Source organism: Streptomyces sp. B8-7 (assembly GCF_058833805.1).
Map to the genome: position 1 here is coordinate 818,416 of NZ_JBYRRL010000005.1, position 12,399 is coordinate 830,814.

Annotated in this window: 14 protein-coding genes; 9 read left to right on the forward strand and 5 right to left on the reverse strand. The window is 73.4% G+C overall.

The features are described from left to right. Nucleotides 1–42: 42 nt before the first annotated feature. Nucleotides 43–759, reverse strand: a complete 717-nt coding sequence (gene ndgR / locus AC5K6T_RS27695; protein WP_493213254.1) for an IclR family transcriptional regulator NdgR — start codon at nucleotides 757–759, stop codon at nucleotides 43–45. 187 nt (nucleotides 760–946) lie between these two features. On the opposite strand from ndgR, the gene leuC reads away from it, so the two are divergent. The 4 genes from leuC to AC5K6T_RS27715 all read left to right on the forward strand — a co-directional run bounded on the left by leuC (nucleotide 947) and on the right by AC5K6T_RS27715 (nucleotide 4,249). Continuing rightward, nucleotides 947–2,371: a 3-isopropylmalate dehydratase large subunit gene (gene leuC / locus AC5K6T_RS27700; protein ID WP_493213256.1), complete on the forward strand. Its 1,425-nt coding sequence runs from the start codon at nucleotides 947–949 to the stop codon at nucleotides 2,369–2,371. Nucleotides 2,372–2,377: 6 nt separating this feature from the next. Beyond that, entirely contained in the window at nucleotides 2,378–2,971 is a 594-nt protein-coding gene (gene leuD, locus AC5K6T_RS27705) for a 3-isopropylmalate dehydratase small subunit (protein ID WP_493213258.1), read from the forward strand. Between the two features lie 265 nt (nucleotides 2,972–3,236). Next, nucleotides 3,237–3,467: an SCO5555 family protein gene (locus AC5K6T_RS27710; RefSeq protein ID WP_493213260.1), complete on the forward strand. Its 231-nt coding sequence runs from the start codon at nucleotides 3,237–3,239 to the stop codon at nucleotides 3,465–3,467. Nucleotides 3,468–3,604: 137 nt separating this feature from the next. Beyond that, on the forward strand, nucleotides 3,605–4,249 hold the full coding sequence (locus tag AC5K6T_RS27715) for an HU family DNA-binding protein (RefSeq protein ID WP_493213262.1): 645 nt from the start codon (nucleotides 3,605–3,607) through the stop codon (nucleotides 4,247–4,249). 714 nt (nucleotides 4,250–4,963) lie between these two features. Here AC5K6T_RS27715 and AC5K6T_RS27720 read toward each other — a convergent pair. Further along, the gene (locus AC5K6T_RS27720) at nucleotides 4,964–5,176 is read right to left on the reverse strand and encodes a hypothetical protein (protein ID WP_493213264.1); all 213 of its coding nucleotides are present in this window, start codon (nucleotides 5,174–5,176) and stop codon (nucleotides 4,964–4,966) included. A gap of 9 nt (nucleotides 5,177–5,185) precedes the next feature. Further along, entirely contained in the window at nucleotides 5,186–5,824 is a 639-nt protein-coding gene (cofC, locus tag AC5K6T_RS27725; protein WP_493213265.1) for a 2-phospho-L-lactate guanylyltransferase, read from the reverse strand. Nucleotides 5,825–5,967: 143 nt separating this feature from the next. Here cofC and AC5K6T_RS27730 point away from each other — a divergent pair, with 143 nt between their 5' ends. The 3 genes from AC5K6T_RS27730 to AC5K6T_RS27740 all read left to right on the forward strand — a co-directional run bounded on the left by AC5K6T_RS27730 (nucleotide 5,968) and on the right by AC5K6T_RS27740 (nucleotide 9,385). Then, entirely contained in the window at nucleotides 5,968–6,738 is a 771-nt protein-coding gene (locus tag AC5K6T_RS27730; RefSeq protein WP_493213267.1) for a lysophospholipid acyltransferase family protein, read from the forward strand. Continuing rightward, nucleotides 6,735–7,754 (forward strand): NAD(P)H-dependent glycerol-3-phosphate dehydrogenase, encoded by a 1,020-nt coding sequence (locus tag AC5K6T_RS27735; RefSeq protein ID WP_493213269.1) that lies wholly within the window; start codon nucleotides 6,735–6,737, stop codon nucleotides 7,752–7,754. The genes AC5K6T_RS27730 and AC5K6T_RS27735 overlap by 4 nt, the downstream gene beginning before the upstream one ends. 473 nt (nucleotides 7,755–8,227) lie before the next feature. Further along, on the forward strand, nucleotides 8,228–9,385 hold the full coding sequence (locus AC5K6T_RS27740) for a D-alanine--D-alanine ligase family protein (RefSeq protein ID WP_493213271.1): 1,158 nt from the start codon (nucleotides 8,228–8,230) through the stop codon (nucleotides 9,383–9,385). Nucleotides 9,386–9,539: 154 nt separating this feature from the next. Here the strand turns inward: AC5K6T_RS27740 and AC5K6T_RS27745 are convergent, their stop codons facing one another. Continuing rightward, entirely contained in the window at nucleotides 9,540–10,043 is a 504-nt protein-coding gene (locus tag AC5K6T_RS27745; RefSeq protein WP_493213272.1) for a DUF3515 domain-containing protein, read from the reverse strand. A 20-nt stretch (nucleotides 10,044–10,063) separates the two neighbouring features. Further along, nucleotides 10,064–10,297: an Lrp/AsnC family transcriptional regulator gene (locus tag AC5K6T_RS27750; protein ID WP_053137604.1), complete on the reverse strand. Its 234-nt coding sequence runs from the start codon at nucleotides 10,295–10,297 to the stop codon at nucleotides 10,064–10,066. A 206-nt stretch (nucleotides 10,298–10,503) separates the two neighbouring features. Between AC5K6T_RS27750 and AC5K6T_RS27755 the strand changes: the two genes are divergently transcribed. Together AC5K6T_RS27755 and thiD are read left to right on the forward strand one after the other, a co-directional pair. After that, nucleotides 10,504–11,469, forward strand: coding sequence for a thiamine-phosphate kinase (locus AC5K6T_RS27755; RefSeq protein WP_493213274.1), 966 nt, complete (start codon nucleotides 10,504–10,506; stop codon nucleotides 11,467–11,469). Beyond that, nucleotides 11,466–12,314: a bifunctional hydroxymethylpyrimidine kinase/phosphomethylpyrimidine kinase gene (gene thiD / locus AC5K6T_RS27760; protein ID WP_493213275.1), complete on the forward strand. Its 849-nt coding sequence runs from the start codon at nucleotides 11,466–11,468 to the stop codon at nucleotides 12,312–12,314. Before AC5K6T_RS27755 ends, thiD begins: the two co-directional genes overlap by 4 nt. The last annotated feature ends 85 nt before the right edge of the window (nucleotides 12,315–12,399 follow it).

Genomic DNA, 12,399 nt, shown 5'->3' on the forward strand with positions numbered 1-12,399 from the left:
GACGGCGGGATGGGGTCGTCGGCCCCGGCGGGGCGGGCCCGCTCAGCCCGAGCGGCGCAGAGCCTCCGACAGGCGGGCCGCCGCGTCGATGACGGCCTGGGCGTGCATCCGTCCGGGGTGGCGGGTGAGCCGCTCGATCGGGCCGGAGACGGAGACCGCCGCCACCACGCGGTTGGAAGGGCCCCGGACGGGCGCGGAGACCGACGCGACGCCCGGCTCGCGCTCGCCGATCGACTGGGCCCAGCCGCGGCGCCGCACGCCCGACAGGGCCGTCGCCGTGAACCGGGCGCCCTGCAGTCCGCGGTGCAGCCGCTCGGGCTCCTCCCAGGCCATGAGGATCTGCGCCGAGGAGCCCGCCTTCATCGTGAGCGTGGAGCCCACCGGGACGGTGTCCCGCAGTCCGGACAGCCGCTCCGCCGCGGCGACGCAGATGCGCATGTCGCCCTGGCGCCGGTAGAGCTGCGCGCTCTCGCCCGTGACGTCCCTGAGGTGGGTGAGCACCGGACCCGCCGTGGCGAGCAGCCGGTCCTCGCCCGCGGCCGCGGCCAGCTCCGCCAGGCGCGGGCCGAGGATGAATCGTCCCTGCATGTCGCGTGCCACCATGCGGTGGTGTTCCAGAGCCACGGCCAGGCGGTGGGCCGTGGGTCGTGCCAGTCCGGTGGCCGCGACCAGACCCGCGAGGGTGGCCGGACCGGACTCCAGAGCGCTCAGGACGATGGCCGCCTTGTCCAGAACGCCGACGCCGCTACTGTTGTCCATGCAACGATACTCGCGTCTCACTCTGTGAAACGCAAGTTCAATTTTCCAGAGAACGCGCGACCCTGGGACGCACAGCGGCCCGCAGACCGACCGGGCCCGGCGGCGGGCGCCCGGTTCAGGGCTGCGGGCGCCGTCTCCCAGGATCTCTAGTTGGGCCGGCGCACCAAGGCCGGCCGGAGGGAAAGCGATGGGTAGGACACTCGCGGAGAAGGTCTGGGACGACCATGTCGTCCGGCGCGCCGAGGGCGAGCCCGACCTCCTCTACATCGATCTGCACCTGCTGCACGAGGTGACCAGCCCGCAGGCCTTCGACGGCCTCCGCAAGAGCGGCCGCGGCGTGCGCCGGCTCGACCTGACCATCGCCACCGAGGACCACAACACCCCGACCCTCGACATCGACAAGCCCATCGCGGACCCGGTCTCCCGCGCCCAGCTGGAGACGCTGCGCAAGAACTGCGCCGAGTTCGGTGTCCGCCTGCACCCGCTGGGCGACGTGGAGCAGGGCGTCGTCCACGTGGTGGGACCCCAGCTGGGCCTGACCCAGCCCGGCACCACCGTCGTCTGCGGCGACTCCCACACCTCCACACACGGCGCCTTCGGCGCGCTGGCGTTCGGTATCGGCACCTCGCAGGTCGAGCATGTGCTGGCCACCCAGACGCTGCCGATGGCCCGCCCCCGCACCATGGCGATCACGGTCAACGGGGAGCTGCCCGAGGGCGTCACCGCCAAGGATCTGATCCTCGCGATCATCGCCCGGATCGGCACCGGCGGTGGCCAGGGGTACGTCCTGGAGTACCGCGGCGAGGCCATCGAGAAGCTCTCGATGGAGGCCCGCATGACCATCTGCAACATGTCGATCGAGGCCGGCGCCCGCGCGGGCATGATCGCCCCCGACGAGACCACCTTCGCCTACCTCCAGGGCCGCCCGCACGCCCCCGAGGGCGCCGACTGGGACGCCGCCGTCGCCTACTGGAAGACGCTGCGCACCGACGAGGACGCCCGGTTCGACGCCGAGGTCGTCATCGAGGCCGCCGAGCTGTCCCCGTTCGTCACCTGGGGCACCAACCCGGGGCAGGGCGCCCCGCTTTCGGCGTCCGTCCCCGACCCGGCTTCGTACGAAGACGCTTCGGAGCGACTGGCCGCCGAAAAGGCCCTGGAGTACATGGGGTTGGACGCCGGCCAGCCGCTGCGTTCCATCAAGGTGGACACCGTCTTCGTAGGCTCCTGCACCAACGGCCGCATCGAGGACCTGCGCGCCGCCGCCGATATCCTCCGCGGCCGCAAAGTCGCCGACGGCGTACGGATGCTGGTCGTCCCCGGCTCCGCGCGGGTGGGGCTGCAGGCCGTCTCCGAGGGACTGGACGTCGTCTTCAAGGAGGCCGGCGCCGAGTGGCGGCACGCGGGCTGCTCGATGTGCCTGGGTATGAACCCCGACCAGCTCGCCCCCGGCGAGCGCTCGGCCTCCACCTCCAACCGCAACTTCGAGGGCCGGCAGGGCAAGGGCGGCCGCACCCACCTGGTGTCGCCGCAGGTCGCGGCCGCCACGGCGGTCCTGGGCCACCTGGCCGCCCCGGCCGACCTGTCCGACGCTCGTACGCCCGCTGGAGTCTGATCAGCCATGGAAGCATTCACCACGCACACCGGGCGGGCCGTCCCGCTGCGCCGCTCCAACGTCGACACCGACCAGATCATCCCTGCTCACTGGCTCAAGAAGGTGACCCGGGACGGCTTCGAGGACGGACTGTTCGAGGCCTGGCGCAAGGACCCCGAGTTCGTCCTCAACCGGCCCGAGCGGCAGGGCGCGACCGTACTGGTCGCCGGACCCGACTTCGGTACCGGCTCCTCGCGCGAGCACGCCGTCTGGGCCCTGCAGAACTACGGCTTCAAGGCCGTGATCTCGGCCCGCTTCGCCGACATCTTCCGCGGTAACTCGCTCAAGAACGGCCTGCTCACGGTGGTTCTGGAGCAGTCGACCGTGGACGCGCTGTGGGAGCTGACCGAGCGCGACCCCTCGGTCGGGATCACGGTCGACCTGGAGAACCGCGAGGTGCGCGCCCAAGACCTCACCGCCCCCTTCGAGCTGGACGAGAACTCCCGCTGGCGGCTGCTGAACGGTCTGGACGACATCTCCCTCACCCTCCAGAACGAGGGCGACATCGCCGCGTACGAGGCGGAGCGCCCCGCCCACAAGCCCCGCACCCTCCAGGTCTGACGCGCACCCCCTCCGCGGGGTCGAATTCAGGCCACCCGCAGCCCCCGCCGTACCCCCGATCACCCCGATCGGGGGTACGGCTGTTTTCACACCCGTACGGCCGTGCGCACCGCCGCCCGCCCGGTCAACTTCGCTGGTTACGGGCCTGATTGCCGGGGTACACGAGCTGTCGGACCGCGCTCGCACGAGGAGTTCGAGCCGCCCGGCAGGGCACGAGTTGCCCCCCGGGCAGGCGACAACTCGCCCCAGATGGCACAATCTGTGCATGGAACACGACGGCCAACTTGAGCTCTATGCGGCGGTCGCGGACCAACTCAAGGAAGCGCACACAAGAGTGCGCGCACTGCAAGTCCCGGAGGGCGTACGGATGGCGCTGACCCGGAAGCTGCTGGTCATTACGGCCGCGGCCAAGCACGATCTCGCCGATGCGGCAAGGCGCCTGGAGCGGTTCACCGCGGACCTCGACGAGGGTCGACTGCCCGAAGAGAACCGCTGAGCACGCCAGGTGCGGCCGAGTCCGTTGCGGCACAAGGGTGATAAGCCCGTTTCGTGTTTGATTTGCGGTATATATCTGCCTAACGTGCGAAAAAGCTTGAACACTTTCGTTCTGGCGATGTCTCCGAAGGGGAAGACGTGAACAAGGCGCAGCTCGTAGAAGCGATTGCCGACAAGATGGGCGGCCGCCAGCAGGCCGCCGATGCTGTCGACGCGGTCCTGGACGCCATCGTCCGCGCAGTCGTCGCCGGCGACCGGGTCTCGGTCACCGGCTTCGGGTCGTTCGAGAAGGTCGAGCGTCCCGCCCGCTACGCCCGCAATCCCCAGACGGGCGAGCGGGTTCGGGTCAAGAAGACCTCCGTCCCGCGCTTCCGCGCAGGTCAGGGCTTCAAGGACCTGGTCAGCGGCTCGAAGAAGCTGCCGCGTGGCGGCGAGGTCGCCGTGAAGAAGGCTCCCAAGGGCAGCCTCACCGGCGGCGCCGCCGCGACGGTGAAGAAGGCCGCCGCCAAGAAGACGACCGCCAAGAAGGCCGCGGCGAAGAAGGCCGCCGCCAAGAAGACGACCGCCAAGAAGACCGTGGCGAAGAAGGCTCCGGCGAAGAAGACCACCGCCAAGAAGACCGCGACGGCGGCGAAGAAGACCACCGCCAAGAAGGCCACCGCCACGGCGAAGAAGGCCACCGCCAAGAAGGCTCCGGCGAAGAAGGCCACCGCCAAGAAGGCGCCCGCGAAGAAGTCGACCGCGCGCAAGACCACCGCCAAGAAGACCACCGCCCGCAAGTAGGCGGCGGCACAGGGCACGCACGCGCCGGGCCGGACTCCCACGGGAGCCCGGCCCGCGGCGTTCCCGGCCGCTCCCGCCCCTCCCCGCCCCCGGCACCGCACCGCCGGGGGCGCGACCTCCGGCGGAAGGCCTCGTGCATGCCGTGTGAACCGGGTGTTCACCGCGCCGGGAGCCGGCCGCAGGGGAGGAAGCCCCGGCTCTGGTTCCGATGCCGCGGGATCCCGGCAGGCGCGGCCTGCGGCATGCCGCGTGCGGTCTGCTGCGCCCTGTCGCCCTGTCGCCCTGTCGCCCTGTCGCCCTGTCGCCCTGTCGCCCGGTCTCCGCCGGTTCCGCTCCTGTCCCGAAGGCCGGGCGGGCACCGTGCCCAGCGCTCCGTGGGCGCCGCAGGTCGTCGCGGGGGGCCCCGGGCGGGACCTCGCACGGAGCGCGTCGCACGGCGCCGCACGGAGCGGTGTCCGCGGCCCGTACGGTGCGGGACGCGTGAAGAGCCCGTCCGGTGCTCCGGCCGGAAGGGCCGGCCGGCTCGCCCCGGCTTCCGCGGCCGCGGCGTAGCGCCGCGCGAGGGGGAGAGCGGCGGGTGCCCGGGGCGGAGGCCCGCAACCGCTCCGACCTCACGGACCCGGCGCTGCTCCGGGCCGAGCGGGGCGCCGTCCGGTCCCGAGGGCGGCGCGCGGCCGGGGCTCCGGCGGTCGCCGCCGGGGTGGCCCGAAGGAATCAGGGAGTCTGCAGGGTGATCAGGGTGATCAGAGTGATCCGGCGGGACGCGCCCTCGCCCTCCGTCTCGATCCGTACCCGCTGACCCGGGCGCAGCAGCCGCAGTCCGCCCGCGTCGAACGCGGCCGTGCCGAACGGGACGGGGGTGCCGTCGTCGAGCAGCACCTGTCCGCTGCGCGTCTCGGCGTCGTACGTGTACGCGGTCGCCTGCATGGCCGCAGCCTACTGCCCGGGGGCCGGCAGCCGCGCGGCCGCCGCGGCCGTCCGGGGACCCACCCCCAGGGCCAGAGCCGCCCGCAGGTCGACCCCCGTGTCCACGTCCTGACGTACGGACTCCACCCCGCGTGGCGCGAGTTCCGCGGCGCCCGAGGCGCGGTGCCGGGCCCGCGAACCGGGGCCGAACGCCGGAAGCAGATCCCGGCCCGGAACCGCCGAGAGAAGCGTCGTACCGATTCCCGCGGCGTCCGCCAGGAAAGCGCGCGGGAATTCCGCCGCCGCGTCCAGGACCCGCTCCAATTCCACCGGGCGAAGCGCCGGCAGATCCGCGTTGAGGGCCGCCAGCGGGCTTTCGGGGCGCGAAGAGCGCACGACCGTCCCCGCGTGCGCCAGCGCGGCGTTCAGGCCCCCCTGCGGCTCGTCGGGCACGATGCGCGCCCCCAGCAGGGCCAGCTCCCGTGCCGCCAGACGGTCGTCCGTGACGACTGCCACACCCCGCACCGCCGTACACGCCAGCGCGGCCGCCACCGTGTCCTGCGCGAACGCGAGCGCGAGCCCCGGCCGCACCCCGTCCCCGGCGGTGTCCGAGAGCCGGCTCTTGGCCTGCGCCAGGGGTTTCAGGGGAATGACCAACGTCCACTGCACGCGTGTGTGTCCCTCTCTAGTCCCGGTCATTGTCACCCGGCCCATCCGGTGCTCCGGCCGACGGGGCGTACGGTGTTCTCGACAGACCGGCGACCTGGGGCGACACTTGTGCGGCCCCCCAGGCCCTAGAGGAAGGTGCTCGCGTGCCGCGCCGCAGAATCGGCTTCTGGTACCGCTTCGCCGCGGTGATCTGCAAACCGCCGCTGGTGGTTCTGCTCAAGCGGGACTGGCGTGGAATGGAGAACATTCCGGCCGAGGGCGGATTCATCACCGTGGTGAACCACAATTCGCACGTCGACCCCCTCGGATACGCCCACTATCAGTACAACACGGGACGGGTGCCGCGATTCCTCGCGAAGAGCGGCCTTTTCAAGAAGGGGCTGGTCGGTGCCGCGATGCGCGGCACCGGGCAGATCCCGGTCTACCGCGAGAGCACCGACGCCCTGAGCGCCTTCCGTGCCGCCATCGACGCGGTGGAGCGCGGCGAGTGCGTCGCCTTCTACCCCGAGGGCACCCTCACCCGCGACCCCGACGGCTGGCCCATGACCGGCAAGACGGGCGCCGCCCGGGTCGCCCTGCAGACGAAGTGCCCGGTGCTCCCCGTGGCCCAGTGGGGCTGCAACGAACTGCTGCCGCCCTACGCCAAGAAGCCCCGGCTGCTGCCCCGCAAGACGCACCGCGTGCTGGCCGGACCGCCGGTGGACCTCTCCCGGTTCTACGACCGGGAGATGACCGCGGACCTGCTCAAGGAGGCCACCGAGGAGATCATGTCCGCGATCACCCGGCTGCTGGAGGAGATCCGCGGCGAGAAGGCACCGGACACGCCCTACGACCCGCGGCGCGAGCGGATCGAGCAGCGGCGCCGCACCCAGGCGCAGAACCAGGACCGGCAGGCGGAAGGGCAGGGCACGTGAGCGAGGCGGCAGCGCCGGTCAAGGCGGCGGTCCTCAGCGCCGGTTCGTGGGGCACCGCCTTCGGCGCGGTGCTCGCCGACGCGGGCTGCGAGGTCACCCTGTGGGCCCGGCGGCCCGAGGTCGTCGAGGCGATCAACTCCACCGGGACCAACCCGGACTACCTGCCGGGTGTGGACCTCCCGTCGCACGTGCGGGCCACCACGGACCCCGCCGAGGCCGCCGCCGGCGCCGACTTCACCGTGCTGTCCGTGCCCTCGCAGACCCTGCGGCAGAACCTCGCCGCGTGGACGCCGCTGCTGGCCCCCGGCACGGTGCTCGTCTCCCTCATGAAGGGCGTCGAACTCGGCACCACGATGCGGATGAGCGAGGTCGTCGACGACGTGACCAAGGTGGGCCCGGAGCGCATCGCCGTCGTCACCGGTCCCAACCTGGCCCGGGAGATCGCCGCGCGGATGCCCGCCGCGTCCGTGGTCGCGTGCGCCGACGAGGCCGTCGCCCGGCGGCTCCAGGCCGCCTGCCACACCCCCTACTTCCGCCCGTACACCAACACCGACGTGGTCGGCTGCGAGCTGGGCGGTGCGGTGAAGAACGTCATCGGGCTCGCCGTGGGCATCGCCGACGGCATGGGCCTCGGGGACAACGCCAAGGGCTCGCTGATCACCCGCGGCCTCGCCGAGACCACCCGGCTGGGCCTCGCCATGGGCGCCGACCCGCTCACCTTCTCCGGGCTCGCCGGCCTGGGCGACCTGGTGGCCACCTGCTCCTCGCCGCTGTCCCGCAACCACACCTTCGGCACCAACCTCGGCAAGGGCATGACCCTCCAGGAGACCATCGCGGTGACCCGGCAGACCGCCGAGGGCGTGAAGTCCTGCGAGTCCGTGCTCGATCTGGCCCGCCGGCACGGCGTCGACATGCCCATCACCGAGACGGTCGTCGGCATCGTCCACGAGGGCAAGCCGCCGGTGGTCGCCCTCAAGGAACTCATGTCGCGCAGCGCCAAGGCCGAGCGCCGCTGAGCCCGGCCCGGCCGGCCGTGCGGGGGGAGGCCGCCCGCCGCCCGTGCCGGACCGGCCGCACGGCCATCCGTCGCCCCTGCGGCCACCCCTCACCCGCACGCCCACCCCTCGCCCGCACGCCCACGCGTCGCCCGCACGGGGCACCGGCCGCCCCGCGCGGCCGACCGTGCCGTGCGGCGCGGCCGCGCCTGGTGGCGCCTACCCGCCGCGGCCCCGCGGCACCGTCCGCGCGGTGGGCGGGCGTTCCCACGGCCGCGTCGGGGCGCCGGTTCCCGGTGAGGCGGCGGTCCCGGGCCGTGCCGCCGCACCGGCCGCACCCCTGCGCACCGGCCGCACCCCTGCGCACCGGCCGCCTCGCGGCCGTCCGCGCGACGGGCCGGTGCGGCGGCGGGCGACCCGTCCGTGCGACGCCGGGCGCCCGCCCGCCCGGCGGCACTGACGAAGGCGGTACCAGCGGGTACGCTCAACGCGATATGAGCACCGAGAACCTCCCCCAGACCCCCGAGCGGGCTCCCCGCAAGCCGCGGGTGGCCGTCGTGTTCGGCGGGCGCAGCTCCGAGCACGGGATCTCCGTGGTCACCGCCGGCGCCGTCCTCAAGGCGATCGACCGCACCCGGTACGAGGTCCTGCCGATCGGCATCACCCGGGACGGCCGGTGGGCGCTGACCGCCGACGAACCCGAGCGCATGGCGATCACCGACCGCCGCACCCCGAGCGTCGACGAACTGGCCGAGTCCGGCGAGGGCGCCGTCGTGCTGCCCGTCGACCCCGCCAGCCGCGAAGTCGTCTACAGCGAGCCCGGGTCGGTGCCCAAGGCCCTCGGTGACGTCGACGTGGTCTTCCCCGTCCTGCACGGCCCCTACGGCGAGGACGGCACCCTCCAGGGCCTCCTGGAGCTCTCCGGCGTCCCCTACGTCGGCTCGGGCGTGCTCTCCTCCGCCGTCGGCCAGGACAAGGAGTACATGAAGCGCGTCTTCACCTCCTTCGGCCTCACGGTCGGCCCGTACACCGTGATCCGCCCCCGCGAGTGGGCGCAGGACGAGGCAGCCGCCCGCAAGAAGATCGTCGACTTCGCCGGCGAGCACGGCTGGCCGCTGTTCGTGAAGCCCGCGCGGGCGGGCTCGTCGATCGGCATCACCAAGGTCGACGACCTCTCCGGCCTGGACGAGGCGATCGCCGAGGCACAGCGCCACGACCCCAAGATCCTCGTCGAGGCCGCCGTACGGGGCCGCGAGATCGAGTGCGGCGTCCTGGAGTTCGAGGACGGCCCCCGGGCGTCGGTGCCCGCCGAGATCCCCCCGCCGGACGCCCACGCGTACTACGACTTCGACGCCAAGTACATCGACTCCACGCCCGGCGTCGTCCCCGCCCCCCTCACCCCCGAGGAGACCGCCGAGGTGCGGCGCCTCGCGGTGGACGCCTTCGAGGCCGCCTCGTGCGAGGGACTGGTCCGTGCGGACTTCTTCCTCACCCCGGACGGCGGGTTCGTCATCAACGAGATCAACACGATGCCCGGCTTCACGCCCATCTCGATGTACCCGCAGATGTGGCAGGCGTCCGGGGTCGCGTACCCGGAACTGGTGGACCGGCTGATCCAGGCCGCGCTGCGCCGGCCGACGGGCCTGCGCTGAACCAGCCGTCGGTCACGGGGCCCCCGGCCGGACCGCCGGCAGGCCGCGGGCCGGTACCGACCGGCGCGAAGAGCCCGGGAGGAGCCGGACCGCCCGCCGGCCGGGGGGCCCGCGCCGGGCCGCCCGCCGGTGCGCCGCGCCGGCCGGAGCGCCCTCAGTAGGCGGTGCGCTCCGGGACGGCCCCGCGCACCGCGGGTGCCAGGTCGACCAGGACGGGCGCGCTGTCCACGCCGCGGGCCACGGTGACCTCGACGTAGGCCTCCCGGTTGGCGGTGGTGAAGCGGTACGCGCCCGCATCCCGCTTCTCCATCAGCCAGTCGACCCCCTCCACCCCGCCCGGCACCGCGTCCGGGTCACGTCCCTCGGCCACCTCGGGGGAGACCATCTTCGGGGGCCGCGGCACCCCGCACCGCAGTATGATCGCCGGGTCGTCCCCCCAGCCCGCGGTCAGCACCGACGCCGGCTCGGGATCGGCCCGGCGCTCGCCGCCCACCTCGGCCGGCAGCACCTCGTCCAGGTCCCGGCACAGCCCGGCGGCCTTCGCGTCCGGGCTGGGAACCGCCGCGGACGCGCTGCCGCCCCCCGGGGAGCAGCCCGCGGCGGCCAGCAGCAGGGCGAGTGCCGGCAGACCGATCGGCCGGTGACGGAAAGAGCGCACCAGCCAAGGGTAGACGGGGGCTACAGATGGACGACCGGGCAGGTCAGGGTGCGGGTGATGCCGTCCACTTGCTGGACTTTGGCGACCACCATGCGACCCAGGTCGTCGACGGTGTCGGACTGGGCGCGCACGATGACGTCGTACGGACCCGTCACGTCCTCGGCCTGGATGACACCAGGAATCTTGCTGATGGTCTCGGCGACGGTCGACGCCTTGCCGACCTCCGTCTGGATCAGGATGTACGCCTGTACCACGGAACCTCCAGGGCGGCCACGAGGATCATGTGGGGAAAAGGAACGCCACGGTATCGCGTCGCCGCTCGTCGCGGGGAGACCTGCGGGTACCCGAGGCGGCGCGCCGGAGTGCGGGCGGGACGGAACACGACGGTCGACTCGACCGTAGCGAGGACACGGATGGCTCGCGACCGGGCCTGTACAGGGACAGAAGGGGCGATAGGCCGATGAAGGGCACTGTCGGCGAGCTCGGCGAGTTCGGGCTCATCAGGGAGCTCACCTCCCGACTCACCACCACCCCGGCGGTCCGCGTCGGTCCCGGAGACGACGCGGCGGTGGTGGCCGCACCCGACCGCAGGGTCGTCGCCAGCACCGACATCCTCCTGGAGGGCCGCCACTTCCGCCGCGACTGGTCCACCGCCTACGACGTGGGCCGCAAGGCGGCCGCCCAGAACCTCGCGGACATCGCCGCCATGGGCGCCGTGCCGACCGCCCTGCTGCTCGGCCTCGTCGTCCCCGCCGAACTCGCGGTCACCTGGCCGAGCGAGCTGATGGACGGCCTGCGCGACGAGTGCCAGGTCGCGGGGGCCTCCGTGGTGGGCGGGGACGTCGTGCGCGGAGACACGATCACCGTGTCGATCACCGCGCTGGGCGACCTGCGCAACCAGGAGCCCGTCACCCGGGCCGGTGCCCAGCCCGGCGACCTCGTCGCGGTCACCGGCTGGCTCGGCTGGTCCGCCGCCGGCTACGCGGTGCTCTCCCGCGGCTTCCGTTCGCCGCGCGCCTTCGTGGAGGCCCACCGGCGCCCCGAACCGCCGTACCACGCGGGCCCGGCGGCGGCGGGGCTCGGCGCGACCGCGATGTGCGACGTGAGCGACGGCCTGATCGCCGACCTCGGGCACATCGCCGAGGCCAGCAAGGTCCGCATCGACATCCGTTCCGGCGCGATCGACATCCCCACCCAGATGAACGACATCGGCCAGGCCGTCGGCGTCGACCCCATGCAGTGGGTGCTCACCGGGGGAGAGGACCACGCGATCGTGGCGACGTTCCCGCCGGACGTGAAGCTGCCCGCCCGCTGGAAGGTCATCGGCGAGGTGCTCAACCCGTCCGCGCTGCCGCAGGTGACCGTCGACGGGGCGCCGTGGACCCGCCAGGGCGGCTGGGACCACTTCGGGGACGCCGAGTCGTGATCCCCCGCGTGCTCACGGTGGCCGGCTCCGACTCCGGCGGCGGTGCCGGCGTCCAGGCGGACCTGAAGACGATGCTCGCGCACGGCGTGCACGGGATGAGCGTGCTCACCGCGGTGACCGCGCAGAACTCGCTCGGCGTGCAGGGAGCCTGGGAGCTGCCGGTGGAGGCGGTGCGGGCCCAGTACCGCAGCGTCGTCGACGACATCGGCGTCCAGGCCGTGAAGACCGGCATGCTCGCCTCGGCCGGACTGGTCGAGGCCGTCGCCGAGTTGATCGCCGGGACGGACGCGCCGGCCGTGGTGGACCCGGTCGGCGTCTCCAAGCACGGCGACCCGCTGCTGGCCGCCTCCGCACTGGACGCCGTCCGCACCCTGCTGCTGCCGGCGGCCACCGTGGCCACCCCCAACCTCGACGAGGTGGCCCAACTCACCGGCGTGCGCGTCACGTCGGAGGACGATCTGCGCCGGGCCGCCGCGGCCGTGCTGGAGTTCGGGCCGCGCTGGGCCCTGATCAAGGGCGGGCACCTGCCGACGGGCCCCGGCCGTGCCCGCGACGGCCGGACGGGCACGGAGCGGGCGGTGGACCGGGCGGCGGACCAGGCGGTGGACCTGCTCACCGACGGCTCGGCGGAGCACTGGCTGCGGGCGCCCCGGTACGACAACCGGCACACCCACGGCACGGGCTGCACGCTCGCCTCGGCGATCGCGTCGGGTCTGGCGAAGGGGCAGGACGTGCCGGACGCGGTCGCGGCGGCCAAGACCTATGTCACGGGTGCCATCGCCGCCGGATTCCCCCTCGGCTCCGGTATCGGCCCGGTGGACCACGGCTGGCGCTTCAGGGCCTGAGCCACGCCGACCACGTACGGAGCACGCGGTGGGCGCCGTGGGGCGGCGGCGGACGCCCCGCGCGGCGGTGCGGCCGGGCGACGGC

Excerpts from the sequence above, each read along its gene's own strand:
- AC5K6T_RS27710 (WP_493213260.1), top strand. The coding sequence starts at position 3,237 with ATGGAACACGACGGCCAACTTGAGCTCTATGCGGCGGTCGCGGACCAA.
- AC5K6T_RS27720 (WP_493213264.1), bottom strand. The coding sequence starts at position 5,176 with ATGCAGGCGACCGCGTACACGTACGACGCCGAGACGCGCAGCGGACAG.
- AC5K6T_RS27740 (WP_493213271.1), top strand. The coding sequence starts at position 8,228 with ATGAGCACCGAGAACCTCCCCCAGACCCCCGAGCGGGCTCCCCGCAAG.
- leuC (WP_493213256.1), top strand. The coding sequence starts at position 947 with ATGGGTAGGACACTCGCGGAGAAGGTCTGGGACGACCATGTCGTCCGG.
- leuD (WP_493213258.1), top strand. The coding sequence starts at position 2,378 with ATGGAAGCATTCACCACGCACACCGGGCGGGCCGTCCCGCTGCGCCGC.
- AC5K6T_RS27755 (WP_493213274.1), top strand. The coding sequence starts at position 10,504 with ATGAAGGGCACTGTCGGCGAGCTCGGCGAGTTCGGGCTCATCAGGGAG.
- ndgR (WP_493213254.1), bottom strand. The coding sequence starts at position 759 with ATGGACAACAGTAGCGGCGTCGGCGTTCTGGACAAGGCGGCCATCGTC.